The organism is Pseudomonas sp. FW305-25, from assembly GCF_017351415.1.
Lineage (GTDB): Bacteria > Pseudomonadota > Gammaproteobacteria > Pseudomonadales > Pseudomonadaceae > Aquipseudomonas > Aquipseudomonas chlororaphis.
Genome location: NZ_JACNDE010000006.1, coordinates 64534 through 79189, shown reverse-complemented (window position 1 = coordinate 79189; position 14656 = coordinate 64534). Strand labels below are relative to the sequence as shown.

Annotated in this window: 10 protein-coding genes; 2 read left to right on the top strand and 8 right to left on the bottom strand. The window is 53.4% G+C overall.

Annotation, left to right across the window (positions count from 1 at the left end):
* Positions 1-503 precede the first annotated feature (503 nt).
* The 7 genes from J4E58_RS08245 to J4E58_RS31855 all read right to left on the bottom strand — a co-directional run bounded on the left by J4E58_RS08245 (position 504) and on the right by J4E58_RS31855 (position 10037).
* On the bottom strand, positions 504-1013 hold the full coding sequence (locus J4E58_RS08245; protein WP_143481858.1) for a hypothetical protein: 510 nt from the start codon (positions 1011-1013) through the stop codon (positions 504-506).
* An 88-nt stretch (positions 1014-1101) separates the two neighbouring features.
* Positions 1102-2364 (bottom strand): YiiX/YebB-like N1pC/P60 family cysteine hydrolase, encoded by a 1263-nt coding sequence (locus J4E58_RS08240; RefSeq protein ID WP_256583117.1) that lies wholly within the window; start codon positions 2362-2364, stop codon positions 1102-1104.
* A 90-nt stretch (positions 2365-2454) separates the two neighbouring features.
* Positions 2455-3885, bottom strand: a complete 1431-nt coding sequence (locus tag J4E58_RS08235) for a UvrD-helicase domain-containing protein (RefSeq protein WP_087087337.1) — start codon at positions 3883-3885, stop codon at positions 2455-2457.
* The gene (locus tag J4E58_RS08230) at positions 3878-5584 is read right to left on the bottom strand and encodes an ATP-dependent endonuclease (protein WP_172962997.1); all 1707 of its coding nucleotides are present in this window, start codon (positions 5582-5584) and stop codon (positions 3878-3880) included. The genes J4E58_RS08235 and J4E58_RS08230 overlap by 8 nt, the downstream gene beginning before the upstream one ends.
* 168 nt (positions 5585-5752) lie before the next feature.
* Positions 5753-8185 (bottom strand): S8 family peptidase, encoded by a 2433-nt coding sequence (locus J4E58_RS08225; RefSeq protein ID WP_087087332.1) that lies wholly within the window; start codon positions 8183-8185, stop codon positions 5753-5755.
* Positions 8186-8210: 25 nt separating this feature from the next.
* Entirely contained in the window at positions 8211-9197 is a 987-nt protein-coding gene (locus tag J4E58_RS08220; protein ID WP_087087330.1) for an AAA family ATPase, read from the bottom strand.
* 249 nt (positions 9198-9446) lie between these two features.
* A complete protein-coding gene (locus tag J4E58_RS31855; RefSeq protein ID WP_087087328.1) occupies positions 9447-10037 on the bottom strand; it encodes a DUF6088 family protein in 591 nt (196 codons plus the stop codon).
* 429 nt (positions 10038-10466) lie between these two features.
* On the opposite strand from J4E58_RS31855, the gene J4E58_RS08215 reads away from it, so the two are divergent.
* Both J4E58_RS08215 and J4E58_RS08210 read left to right on the top strand, forming a co-directional pair.
* Entirely contained in the window at positions 10467-11372 is a 906-nt protein-coding gene (locus J4E58_RS08215; RefSeq protein WP_087087324.1) for a FitA-like ribbon-helix-helix domain-containing protein, read from the top strand.
* An 18-nt stretch (positions 11373-11390) separates the two neighbouring features.
* Complete coding sequence (locus J4E58_RS08210; RefSeq protein ID WP_087087322.1) at positions 11391-13712, top strand: P-loop NTPase fold protein; 2322 nt, start codon at positions 11391-11393, stop codon at positions 13710-13712.
* Between the two features lie 532 nt (positions 13713-14244).
* Here the strand turns inward: J4E58_RS08210 and J4E58_RS08200 are convergent.
* Complete coding sequence (locus tag J4E58_RS08200) at positions 14245-14523, bottom strand: hypothetical protein (RefSeq protein WP_087087320.1); 279 nt, start codon at positions 14521-14523, stop codon at positions 14245-14247.
* Between the last annotated feature and the right edge of the window lie 133 nt (positions 14524-14656).

The window sequence follows — 14656 nt, the reverse complement described above, 5'->3', positions numbered from 1 at the left end:
AAATGCGCCGAGCGCAAATCGAGCTATGACGGTCGAGAATCCCTTACGCCGTCGGGTGCCCGATGGAGAGGCCACTCTTTTTGAACGTAACGCATCTCTTACAGTGAACCGGCATCACGGTCCTGGGATTAGCACCTTTCAGGTCATATGAGAGGTACGCCAATGCTGGGTTAGGTACGTTCGAGTTATTTCCGCTGATGGGACAGAGATCGCGACCGGCAATTCTCTTAGCTCACCAATTCCTGAAGAAAATCCGTGAGCGCTTTCTTTGGATCATCCTCTTCCGAAACGATCATCTCTATTCCCCATTGCCCCAGCACTTCCTGAGCAACAGGGGCCAAGCTGGTTCTTCAAGCCGATAATTTTGTGAAAGAACGGCATGGGAGGTAGAAAGGGCTAAGCGCGCCGGCAGCGACTACCGGCCCAGTCCAAGCGGATACCTGCCAACGCTTTCAACACTGGTTAAATGGCAAAGGGTAGTTGGTATTGACCGTTTACTAAAACTACACTTTTATATCTTCGTGTCTTACGCCTCTAAGGTTGCAATCCATTACGCCTTGATAAGGTCCGGAGTAGCCTGTTATCACGAAGTAACCCCTCAGCCTTATAAACCCTCGCTGCGAGTAAAAAAAACAGCTTCCTTCTACGTGGGATATGTGGACGTTAAATTGTGTTCCGGTGCATTTGAAAATTGAAGGTTTTTCTCCTTCCTCAAGTTCTTCAAAGCAATCCTCAAAAGCTACAAAGTAAGGGGCCGTACTTTCAGTGTCGCCTCGAAAACTGTTGTCATCCATCGTGAGGTCAAGGAACACGATGCCTTCGTCGTTGCCAGCTATGAAATTTGAAAGCTTTTTGTAGTCCGCAATGGAGGATATAACACCTTCGTATTTAGGCTTACCTCGCTTACAGAATTTTTCGCCTCTGATTCGATACCAAATGCTCTTTATGTAAGGTGTAGCTATTTTTCCGAAAACTCGACCGAAAGTACCGGCTATTACACTAAAAATTTCCATATTCCCGCTCTTGAGCTTGTTTGAGTATCTTCTACTGTTGGCGCTGATTGAAAACTGACCCACATGCTGACATGAGACTACCCCTCGGCTAGAAAGTCTTCATTGGTTCGTCAATGGAGCGGATGCGGAAGCAGTCGTCGCAAAGTCGACACGTCCCAGGCCCAGCCGGTGGAACACTCAAGAGGACATAATCGCAGACTGGCTCGTCTGCACAGACAGTGCAAACATCCAAACTTCCGGCTACCCGGATAGCCGCTTCCGTCATCGCAGCCTGCTTTGGGTCCCACTCGCGTAGCGAAGCGAACCATTCCGGCGTGTGCGGACGAAGCAGCGTGCGAGGCTCCGGCTCAAGCAGCCCCTTACGCTCAAGCCAAGTAGTTGCCGCCCTAATGCGACGAGCATGTAGCTGTGTCAAAAGCTCGTACAGCTCTATCTTCAGAGCGAAATATTGGCGCGGATGCAATGCGTTCACGGTCACGTAGCCCGCATGGTTCAGGACAAAACGGTTTTGCCCTAACTTCTCGCTTGCCAGCAGCTCTTCACAGTATCTCTGCTTGTGCTCCGCCGAGCTTCCGGATCCCTCCATGAAGGCGACGTGATACTGCCAAGCATTCCTTTCAAACTCATCCTTCCACAGTTCCAGATACCTTGAAGTTCTCAGAGCTTGTACTAGGTGATCATCTGCCTCCTGATGGTCTACTAGGTATGCGTCAATGTCGTTGAGTGATTCAATCTCAGAGGACAGCTTTCGGGCTTCCCGAAGCAAGGCATTGGTTGAATCCCGCATAGCCTGAACGTGGTCAATATCTTCACGCCAGCGAGCCTCTTCTTCCGCATTGAGATCTCTAAGCACATTAGGAACCTCAAAAAGCGCGGCGCTATTCAGTAACTCCCCTGGATGGCAAAAGTCAGCATCCGGCACTAGGTTTGCACCGGCCCTATGATAAGCCTGCGCGACCAATCGCGAGCAGAACTGCCTCCGACCGGCCACAAAACCAGCCAACACGCTCTTGGCGGCGCCGATCTTGGTGTATCGAGTACCAACCGCAGCTCTGGCGAAGGTGATAACAGAGTGCAGTTGGTCAGTAGTCAGGGGCACAACGGGCCGAAGAACGTGCCCAGCGCAACCTGGCTCAAGCATCAGCCGCTCGAGATTGCGCGCATGAACACCGTCACCAGTAGAATCGATCACACTCGACTTCCCCACACAAATCATAGCGTGAGAGATGTCCGCGCCGATGGTCTTACGGATCGTTTTGCTCATGGGTTCGGGCGTGGTTGTCAGTACAATATCGCCGAGCTGGATGAGGTCGGAGACGAACACCCGAGGCCTCAGTTCCAATTCACTCATCTCACCTTCCATATTGAATATTGCTCCTGTGCAGGTACTGAGCGATGGATATTGGTGATCGATCCGAGATGTCCAAAACTGAATAGGCATTCAAGCAGGTAGATGCCGAGCTGTCCCGATGATGGTGAGAGATTTCGCTCCTCGGGTCATCGCGACGTACAAATCCTTCGCATCAAGCGAGTCGGCATCAAGAATGACGGCGTGGTCATACTCAAGGCCCTTGACCAGCAATGTGGTTCCAATCAGCTTACGATGGCTGATCGGCCGCCCTGAATGCCTCATCTCACGCTGGTAAAGAATACCGGCCTCCACGAGCGTCGCGGCTTGGCCATCGACATGAATCTTGAGCACGTTCAAGAAACGATAGAGTAAGTCACGGCGATAGGCTGATGTTTCAGGGTTGCTCTTCAAGGTTTGGAAGAATGCCTTGAGATAGCTGCTCGACGGGGCAGACAAATAGTCATTCGCGGCTTGGAGCACCAGTGGGTACTTCGTTGTCTTGCGCAGGTTAGTAACCTCACCCCGCTTGGTGCCTGCCGTTAGCGTGCGAGTTACACCTGTGAAGCACTTCGTTGCGAACTTCAGGACAAGGAGAAAGCCCGCCTGCGCGGTTTTTACAGCCGCAAGCTTTTTGATGAACGAATGCAGATCCTTCCCTTCGATTTCCTCGATTGAGGAAAAACGGCCCGCCAAGCGGTTGGCCAAACGGTGAGTTTTGTTCTTGGACCGTTGATCGCCGCCATGGAGTGCAATGACGCTCTCATCATGATTTAACAGACCACAAAGCGCCGTGTACTGTTTAGCGGCGAGATAGTCGGGCTGGGTGTAAGCACGAATTACGCTCGGTGGAAGATGGGCTGACAGATCAATCTTTTGGCCTAGCTCAATCTTTCGCCTCACATCTTTGAGCCATTCGCCAAGTTCCGGACTCTTCGCCTTGACCCACCGCCAAGGGACCTCCAGCTGTCCCAAGCAATCAAATTTGGGGTAGACGCTGGCCTCCCAATCAACGGGCTTGCCATCGTCAAAATCAAATATGGATTGGAGGGGGTCTCCCAACAGTCGACTTGGAAGAAATTCTGCCAGGTTGCAGACGAGGTCATGCTGCACGTCTGAGCAGTCCTGGTACTCGTCGACGTAGAGACCTATGTAGCTGGACGACACGGCCTCACGAATGAACCTCTTTCCGAGCAAATGGGAGCAGCACTCGTACAACTTATTCCACTGCTTGCTGGTCGGGTTTTCAATTTTCCAACCAGATGCTTTCGGGTACGCCAGACAGAGTCGAAGTGCCCAGCTAGCAATTGTATCGACCTGGAACTGGGAAGCACGAACGCCCAAGTCCGCCATTTTGGTTTTTATCGAATTCACGCCAGCAAAAGTGTGCGTCAGGATAAGCTGCCGGCCACCGGACGCTCGCACCGCCATTGCGATGAGATGAGTTTTTCCAAACCCCGCGGGCGCGATTACATAGCCTTTGGAGGTACAGTCGTTGAGCTTTATTGCGAGGTCTTCAGACACGCTTCGCCCACTCCCAAAGCCTTCCCAACTCTACGGCGAGATTTGTTTTGCCGAACACGGGATCGTTGAAAGCGGCACTCACCGCCTTGAACCACAGATCGCCTCTAGTAGTGTCCTTGAACCATCCCGCGCTCTTTGCTGCAGCACCAATTGCAGTGCGCAGCTTGGGGCTATCCCGCCACTCGCTGATGTCAGGGTCCAATACGTCCTGATACTGCGATCGCACTTGATCGTATACCGGGTAGAAGAGTTCGACTTGGGCGAGCGTCAAGCTGGCAACTACGAAAGCCCAGGGCAGATCCACAAAAGCCCGCTCCTCAAGCGAAAGTTTATCGCTCCAGACGTAGGTGGGAATTCCTATTGCAACAAGCCCAGCAGCATCAGCGGCTGAGAACTGCTTCTCGGCATCGCCGTCAGCTAGTACCGACACTTCATAGCCAAGCTTTTTAAAGGCAATAGCCATGCCCTTCACTTTGCTGGCTCCCTTGGCGTCCAGCAACGCTACACCGTGATATGACAATGGATCTTGCTCATTCTCGAGTTGGTGATCGTCTAAACCCCGTATGAAACCTACCTCGGTAGCACCTTCACATACGACAACCTTTTTGGCCAAGAAAGCTTCAGCGCTGGAGCGAATCTTCCCCTGAACCTCATGCTCTTCGAGGCCCTTCTCGGCAGCGGAGACGATCGTCACCACCCCGCCCTTGCTGTGGACGATATGAAGGTCCTGCACCGTGAGCTCGCGAAGCACCATGGGCGAATGGGTAGTTAGGAAATACTGCCCACGTTTGTCCTCCCTGATGTGCTTGATGAGACGCGTAATGCGATGGGGCTCGAGGCCGAACTCCAACTCATCGAACAAGGTGATATGGCCATCCTCCAGGCCCGCTTTCTGGATTCCACACTGAAGCATCCGGCGAGATCCCAGACCTAACTGGCGCAGTGGGATTTCGCCGTCATGCAGGGAAAGACCGCCGACTTTCAAGTTGATGGACGCCAAGTCGAGATGGGCCTTATAGGCATCAAGTACAGGGACACCTAAGAGCTTCGCAATCTCTTGCGATTTGGTTGCTGCAGTATCGAAGTTTGTCAGGGTGACAGCCCGGTCGACATCGAGCGAACTCCTGGCAGTCCTTGATGCATTGGCCAATAGCTCGCTCAAGCTCTGCGCCGCAGTAAGCTTGGCAAGAGCAGTTCCGTTTGCCCAGGAAAGCTCTCGTTCGCTGAAGACACCGATGAGGCCAACCCCGACCTTGTTTCTGTCAGCCTGTTTAAAGGGCACCCCGTCCGGGTTGCGATCGCACACCACTGCCCATTTCGGCTCCAAGTCCTTCTCGACGGTTAGCCGGGCGGTCAATACGCTTTCCAGATGGTCATCTGGCTCATCAAGCAGCTTTTGAGCTGCCGCATCCCAGCCCCGAAGGTGCAGCCCATATTTATTAAGTGCGGAAAAGTCTGCGGCCAAATGCCCGATCGTGATCTCGATGATGATGGGATCAGCGATTTTGCACTGGTAAAAATCTGAGTCGCTGAGGGCCAGATTCCACTGGGGATGGAATGTGTAACGGATGGCCTCCAAAATTGTGGACTTGGAGGAGTCACCTTTCCCTATGAGACAAAAAATGTCAGCGGTTGGCACATTCCAATCAAGCGTTTTCACTCCGCGGAAGTTCTTGATCACGATCTTTCTGATTTTCACCGACCGGTATCCTCTGAACGTCATCTATGAGTCAGGCGAAATCCGTTTGTAGCGCCTCACCTGGCTCTCAAGGAGCGCAGCGGGAGCGGCCGTACGAATCCGTCGGAGATCGCATTATCCCGCAGGCTTAGAGGATACCTACTGAAGAGGAATCACATCGAATGCTGATCACCCTCGATTCTTTAATCGACCAGCAGTTATCTTAGCCCTTTGCTGCTCCCTGACCACAGCCTGCTGATCTATTCGTGTCTGGATTTGGGTGTAGAGCTGAGCCCGCTCGTTGTCGCGGTCGGCCACCGTAACCACCAACGAGTACTGTTCCTTTTCTGCAGCCGAGGGATTCCAGTCACGATCCTGCCTGACTACGACCACAAACCACTTTTCGCCGGGTTTCCCTTGTTTGAACGTCCAGCGAGAAGACTGAACCGTGCCGTGGTTTCTCATTTGGGCGGGAATGTCGCGATTTGTGTCCCTGGCCTCTTTGAGTACCTCCGTCGTCTTTTTCATCTCCTGGCTAAAGTGTTTCTGTACCTCCTCCAGCGAGGAGCCTGTGACCAAGCGGTAATAAATTTGGGTAGCCAGATATTCAATCCGGGTAGTTCGGACTACTGGCGAGTAAGCCAGTGTTATTGAAAGCTCTCGGGTCCCTCGAGTGGAGCGCAAATAGTCCTCCGGCAACGGCAGTTCGAAGAACTGGCATCCGTCGTTCTCGATGGTTTCCTCTGACATCAACACCACGACGTTATCGGAAGACCTGAAAAGATCAGCCTCACTCACCACTCCATAGCCAGCCACATCCCTTTCTACGTCACGGTTCCAGGTGGCCTTCGCCTTCTTGTAGCTCTTTCGAAACTCCTTCGAAAACGTCGAGGTGACCGTATCCGGCAGATAAGCCTGATTGACCAACATTGCGCGAAGCATGTTCGCAGACGCCGTTGGGTAAGCGTTCAGCAGGCGCCCGGCTAGGTGAGTGATGTACGGCGCCGCCAAGCTGGTCCCGCTGATTTCCTTAAAAACGGTATTCCCCCTCCACTGGTGGTTGAGCGTTAACACACCCAAACCTCGCATATGTGGCGCCCATTGTGCGTTTGCTTGCCTCAGAGGGCTGGCGAGATTGCCGCCGGCCGCAACGAGCTCGGGCTTGATCGCCCCTTTTACCGAAGGGCCGTGCCGAGTGAAGGGAGATGGTTGGTTTTCCGATGCAGGTGAAAGGTGGTAAATCTCCGGATACTTCTGGCTATCAATCGTAGAGTTATGCCGGGAGATGCTCCCCACCGTCAACACCGTCATTGCAGGTGCGGGGTCGATGATGGCGCTCTGGGCAGCGATTAGGTACTCCGGGTACTCGTCGCGCCAACTGTTGATTGGGACTGGTGGGTTTTCGGAGCCACAGAAATTGCCCGTAGAGACTACGAACAAGATGTTATACCGCCGGGAAAGGACATCCAGGATATAGGCTAGCCCTCTGACATGCGCACCATCGTAGGGAGCATTATTGTTGCCCAGCGAGAGGTTGAAGATCCGGCATCCGAGTTCGACGAAATGCTCTACAGCCTTCGTCAGCGATACCTCGAGTGTGAGTTCGTCGTAGACCGCATTACCTGTATGCGGACATTTCTTCATGACTTTTCCATTGAAGAGCCAGAACTCCGGCTTCCAGAAATTCGAGTTGTTACAACCCTCCACGTCGCCATACAGGGCAACGCCGGCCACAGCGGTGCCGTGACCTGCTTCATCTGCATCCCCCTCTTCATCGACAAACGAGGCGCTCTCAGCCATTGCAGGCTTCAGGAGGGGATGATTCCCGTTAATGCCGCTGTCTAGAATGCAAACGCGGGCTGCGTCATTAGGTGGTGGCGGGATGTTGAGAGGCAACTCATTGATGTCTCGGTTCAGCTGTTGAATGCTAATGCCAGTGGCTGGGATGAGGTCCACCAGACGAACATCGCGCTGGTTAAGCAGCAACTGTGCTTGCTCGGGCGTGACCTCAACCCGGTACATGAGCAGGCTGTCCAGATTGATTCTGTCGAGCTTCTTGATGTGCTCGGCGGCTAGCCAGGTCTCGAAAGAGGTCGTGAGCTGAACACGACTTGGGTGATGCGCAACCTGAATAGGCCACAGTTCGACATCGAGCTTGAAGGTGGGGGTGTCTGGCAACCCTATATTCTTAAGAGCCCAACTCTTCCGATCGTCTGCGGACCAGGCATCTACACCTGCAATAGCCTCGAGAATCTGGCGATGGGTCAAGTTGGCGTCCATGACACCCAGCTTTTGCAGATGGGCGGTAAATTTTGCCAAACCCTCTTCGCTCGCGAACACTACGCAGAGTTGCTTGCCTTCTTGGCTGATAAACTCCAACCCATGCGTGTTCAAGTTGGCGAAGGTCAATGCGCCCTCGTACTCCAGCTTTAGAACGTAAGGGGATTTGTCTGAAGAGCCAATTTGCTTCTTGGCCAGCCCCTCAGCTGTGGCGAAGTAACCATTGAGCTTTTGACCATGACCAAACCGATCTTCGCGGGTGACGAAGTGAGGGGGGCTTTTGGTCCGACGCGAGTTATCCAGAACTTCACGTGTAATGCTCAGATGCTTGTAGGTTGCCACTGCTTCTTCCTTGAAAATTTATGTTTTAGGACTTTCTGAGGTCCTCCCGCACAAGGGCGCTTTTAAGCTCCTTGATGGTCAGAAACTCTTGCTCTCGCAGGATCATCCGTTTGGCGGCGCGGCGAATAACCCGCTCGATATCCGCGCCGCTCTTACCTTTAAACTCCTTCAATACTTCTTTGTCGTCAATCTCGAATTGACGACGGATCCCTCGCAGTTTCAGCAACAAGATTTCCTTCAATTGCTTTTCATCAGGAAGCGGAAACTCGATCGACTCATCGAATCGTCGCCAAATGGCAGAGTCTAAAATCTTCTCATGGTTGGTAGCCGCCAGGATCAAACTAAGACCTTCGTATGAGTCCATCATCTGAAGGACCGCGTTCACAACACGTCTCAGTTCGCCATGGTCGCCACTATCACCACGTTCCTTACCGATGGCATCGAACTCATCGAAGAGAACAACGAACGGATGTTGGGCAATAAAATCGAAGACCTTACGCAGGTTGGCCGCCGTTTCGCCCAGGAAAGATGACACCAATGCATCCAAGCGGACGATAGCTAAAGGTCGATCAAGCTCGAAGGCTACGACCTCTGCGGCTAGCGTCTTTCCGCAGCCGGGTGGGCCGAAGAAGATCACCTTGCCTGCGGGCTTCATGCCATAGCTGCGCAGCACATCAGCACGCCTGTTCTCCTCGAGGATTTCCTCCAATGCAGCAGAACTGCTGGGGGGGAGTATCACTTCATCAAGAGACCGCTTTGGAGTTCTTATATCAAGAAGTGGTAAACCACGCTCCTTGTCTACGGGTACGTCGTAGTGAACTCGAGGCGCATTACTGGATGCCTTGAGATTCAAATCGCTGCCGTAGAGGATTTGCTCCAGATCGTTAGCCAGAAGATGATGCTGCTTCTGCCGCTCCTCCTCGATCACCGCTTTAGAGGCAAGACGAAACGCATCGGCATCGCCAGTGGTGCCTGCTCGGAACAACTGCCGGAGAATTTTTCCATTTGCCATAATCACCACCTTCTAAGTTATTGATTTATAAATCTATATAGACTTTGACACCCCTGTCGCGACTACATAATTACCAATAACTTGTCTCGCATTTTGATTTTCATAATCAGGCACTCCATTCCCAATTCAACATCTGTAAACACACGTGCTAACACCTTGGAGCCGGGCAGCTGGCATGGCGGCGTAGCCTAGTTCATGTTGGAATGGTCTTAAATGGCCGCTCCCGAAATTCCGCCGAGCTGCAACCTGTCACCCCACCTCTCGACCGATTGCAAGAGCCATCCAAGATGGCAGTAGCGACCGCACCGAGCTCAACGCATGCCAGTCGATGGGAGTCAGCTGTTTACGCAGCGCTTCCATCACCTCACCTATACGCCGCTCTCCCAACCAAGCCAAGGCTCGAATTACAGCACCGGCGGTCGTGGAGCCAAGCGCTAGCATCCAGTGGGGGGCGTGCCTGATCTCAGCCATTACTTCTCCCACCTGAAGCGTCCGAGCGCGACCATTAGTGAGAAACGCGTCCCCACTTGGCGCTTGCACCGACAGGCCTAGCATCTTTGCGGAACTCGCTCCATCAAGTGCGATCTCTTCCTGATTCTTAGAGGCTAGAGCACTGATAACCTTGTCCATCGCCGGCGTTACACACCTACCTTGATCGGTGATGGCCGCTAGGTAAAGCCCACGAGCCGCACGGACTAGCTGCCCAGCCTTCGCCAACCGCGACAGCGCCTGGTCTACGGCGGCCCGGCTTCCCAAGTGCAGAAACTCCTTGGCGCTCAGCAAGCCCCCCTCAGGCAGACGTCTGCTGTGCTCCAGGATCGATTCGGGAAGTGTCTTCATAGGGCTTAAGCAACTCTCGCAACTTTAATGTCAGAAGTTTGTATCTATTTCTGACATTGATCAAGTAATGATCATTCCCAACCATAAATCGGTTCAACGCCTCTGGAACTGGCCTGCCGCCACATGTTGGCGCTGACGCGGAATTGCCAATAAAGGACGAGATATCAATGACTTAGCTTGACTCTCGAAACAATGCAGTTGCGGAGTTGCGTCAACTTGAAGGCAGTTTTGAGCCGGCAAGTGGGTCAGTTCGGCATAGCCCTCAACAAGAGTGCGCGGATGCAAGCCCGCCTCCTACTCAATCTACTAGTTGGCCTGAACAAGATGATTATCCAGACCAAACCGGAAGAGGTAGCGCCTGCTGTCATTTTGTCGCTATTATGCCTACACACCGGCAAAATGCCATCAAAATGACAGCGAGTATCATCCATGGCTAGATTAAGCGTTCGCGACTTTCCCGATAACTTGCACCAGCTGTTGCTCCAGTCGGCTGCCAGGCATGAACGCTCGCTGGAGGGGGAAACCAGGTTTGGCCTGGCGCGCTACCTTGAATCTCTCAAAGCGCCCAAGCCTGAGGCAGCGTCCATGTGTGAATCTTGGCAGCGCGCTACTGGGCAGCGCTTGCAAAAGCTGTTTATGCGACTGCGCGAAGACAACTTTTTTTCTTGGGGCGAGCGTAGCGATTTGCCACACCTGGCGCTTGCCTTGGGGGAACCGTCGCCGGCAACGCTGATGAACTGCGTCGACGGTCTTGAACCGCTGTCCTTCGATTTGGCCAAGCGTATTGCTTATCACTACAGTTGCAGTCTGGAGTGGCTAATCAACGGGACTGGCTCTATGTTTCCATACCCAGACGTTGGTGGGGAATATCACGGTTTTTTCGAGCCAGCTATCAGTGGCAGCGGTCTCAATATCAAGCTGGTCCGGCTCTGCACCGCCGATGATGCCGAAGGCAATATAGGCCAACATGACGGTACCTTGCTGATGTTCAGATGCAGGGATGACAAACTGAACATTGCCTCGGGCTATAGCGGTCGCTTTTATCTCAATGGTCATATGGGTGGCGGTGGCCATGGCAACCTTGCAAGCTTCGTCAATTTTCTCAATGAGAATAAAAACTTGCAGTTCAGCGAATACAACTGCACAGCGCCGATTGATAGCTCTGCTATGTGGGACCACCACCCAAACTACTATCTTGATTCCAAGCATTGCAGTCGGGCGTCCTGGCTATACCCGCTATGTGCTGGTAGATCGCCTTCCAGCATTGACTGGATGCAGCAGCACACCTATACGAGCCCAATTCAAAAGATCAACTACTTTGATAATCAAAGCTAATCTGCCGGGCGGTAAATTATGAAAGGCCTGTGGAACGCAGTGAGGCTTATGCTTGCCAACCTACGAGGGATTCCGAGCGCAGCCCCCATTGCACCTCCGCCGATGGAAATAGGTACAGAAGCTCCTATCCGCACTAAGGGAGAGGACCGTCTACGCAGAGTAGGTTATGCATATCGCATCGCTGACGTGCTGTCGGAGCTTAGCCCTCGTGAAGGGCGGGTTTTCGCGATCCGCGGTGGCTGGGGTTTTGGCAAATCGTCTCTCAAGCACCTTGTCATTGAGCAGCTTGAGGCCAGAGACAAGCACTCCGATTGGCTGGATTTCAACCCATGGCAGTGGGGTGACGGAAACGCCATCAGCAGAGCACTATTCGCGCAGATCGCGGACAAACTCGGCGGTGACAACTCTCAGGAAGCGCTAAAGCGCGCCGCGACGCTTCGGAAATACGGCGCGATACTGTCAGGCGCAAATGCACCACTCAAGCAGGCCGGAGGGTCGCAGCAAAAGATTACGACGATACTCACGAATGCATCGTTGATTTCCTTTGCTTCCTCCATCGGCTTCGACCTGCCCTCGGCGGCGACGGTCGCAGGTGTTCTGGCTGGGATAACTATTGCCATATCACTACTCGGACGCTGGTTAAGTCACATGGGACGGGACCGTAGCAACGAATCACTCGATCAAGTCCGCAAAGCCTTGGAGGAGCGCCTCCGCGAATTGAAAAGGCCGCTAATTGTCTTTGTCGACGACATAGATCGGCTCGAACAAGACCAGATTCGAGTGCTGCTTCGCCAAGTCAAAGCCAATGCGAACCTGCCCAACATCGTTTTCGTTTTGTTGTTCCAGCCGAGCATCGTGGAGAGCGCACTGGACCCAGTAGCAGACGGGGATGGACGAGCCTTTCTGGAGAAAATCGTCCAAGCGAGCTTCGATCTTCCCATGGTGCCAACGCACATGGTGCATCGGATTTTTACTGAGAACTTATCGCAATTGGCGAACGCCTACGCCTCAGAGAAAAACGGTTTTGAGCAGATCCGCTGGGGCAATGCATTAATTGGTTCCATTCAACCACGGCTTCGCAACATGCGGGATGCCCATCGATTGCTTTCCTCCGTGGCGGTCCATTTGCCGCTACATGCGTCTGGTGATTTGCTCGAAGTGAATATCGTGGATTTCCTAGTTTTGGAAACGCTTCGAGTTTTCGAGGCGGACCTGCATGAAGCGCTTTTTCGGGAAAAAACACTGCTGCTGCAGGAAGGTAAGTACCGGGGAGACGGCAGACCGATAGCGCAAGCAGCCATGAAGGATCTACTCAGTACCGTGCCAGAGGAGCGCCGCGAACTTGCCAAAGAAACCATAGAATTGCTGTTTCCTCAGGTCGAGTGGGTAATGGGCGGCCCTCGTTACGATCATGGTTTTCAACAGCAATGGGCTGAAGCGAAGCAAGTATGCACTTCTCGATTCTTCCCGCGATATTTCGAGCTGCAGACCGCACTCGGTGAGATCTCAGAACGTCGCTTCACTGAGTTCCTTGATGCAGCGCTGTCGGAAGAGCAACTGTCTGCCTTGATCGCAGTAATCGAGGCAGACGGATTACTGCCTGCGCTCGTGGCTAGGCTGGATGAGTCGGTCAATCGACTGCCGGTAGCGAACGCTTCAGTGCTGCTACCAGGATTGTTTGCTATCGCACAGAAACTCGTGGGACATGACGGTGACCCTTTTAGCTCGCCCTGGGTGCGTGCATGGCGAGCGACGTCTTGGTTCTTGAAGTACATCCCAGAGGACAAGCGAGGTGGTCTGGCAATCGAAGCACTCCGCGAGACCAAAGCTTTGTCCGTGGCTGTGATGCTCATTCATCTCAGTGACCCTGTAGCTCATAAGAACAAGGCCAACTTCGAGCCTACGCTTGATCTCCCGACAGTAGAGGCGATGAAGGCTATCTGGTTGCAGTTGGTTCGTAGTCGAGCCGCAGACAATAACGCTCTTTTGGGAGAGCCAGACCTGGCTTCACTGCTTCATCGATGGAAGAACTACTCCGGATCGCTTGATCAGCCACGCAGGTGGTTACTCAGTGCCATCGGTACGGATCAAGAGTTCGCGATCATGGCGTCAAGCTTTATGAGCGTTGGAACCAGCCACGTGGTCGGCGATCGAGTGGGCACAGTGCAGCACATGTTCAGCAGGGAAACGATCGAAACGTTCGTCGGGCTAGACAACGCCATAGGACGGTGCGAGTCAATAAATCCAGCCGACTTCCCCGGCTACGAACTCCCGCTCACAACTCTACAACGTCACCTTGAGGCCTGGGTGCAAAATAAAGGTGAGCTATTGGATTGGTAACCGTCGCACGAGCGGCGTAGGGCGACGCAAGAACAAAAGCCGGCATATGCCGGCTTTTGGAGAGCTGAGCTCATCTTTAAGTAGTGCAAGGCGGCACTGATGCCGCCTCGCTTGCAATCGAGATGTAGCTTGGGTGCAAAGTCCCGATCTTAGGCGCAGGAGTCTCGGGGGTCAGTCCGGGCGCCACCTTGAACCAGTCGTCATCGAAGGTCAGCTTCTCGGACCGGGTCATGTCGAATTTTGTGGTGTAGGAGAGACCGCTCAAGGGGAAACCAGCGTCGCCCTTTGAAATTACGAACTCACCCGGGTAAAGCTTGTCAATTTTCTTCGAGGTACCGAAGCATACCTTCACCACATGGGTGCTTGGTGCTACAGCAACTACGATGGCTGGCCGGGGTTTCGGACCTGGTACGCCGGGCATCTCGGGGAACCAGCAGTACACAATGTCACCTGGCGCTGGAAGCGGATGGTAACGGTTAGCAGCACCTTGCGATGGAAGTGAGTGGGAGGGAGTGTTAGCAGTTTGCATTTTTTAGAATAGCCTCTGAGTGAATAGCTCCTCCGGGGTGTCCGTTGCAGGGCTTGCAGCTCGGATCGCCTCGTACTGAGCGTGAGTTAGTGGTCCATCGTCCTCTTCGTATTTCGGGAGCCAGCGGTTAGCGAGCTCTCGCAGCGCGAGGTGAACGACTTCTGTTCGGTTCAGGCCGGTCTGTGACATCAGCATCTCGACGGTCGAAATGCTCACGCCTGAAGGCGTGTCTTGAGGGCGTAACCGCACCAGAAATGTTTCAGCTTTGTCGGCGTGTGCCATTGGGTGTCTCCTGGGTATCGCTTATGGAGAAAGTGCCTCGTCCTACGGACGCATTAAGCTGCCTTTCTCTTGAGTAAGAATGTGGACGCTCTAGTCAGACCGTCGGCACCTGGGCTCGATGCGGGCAAACTGA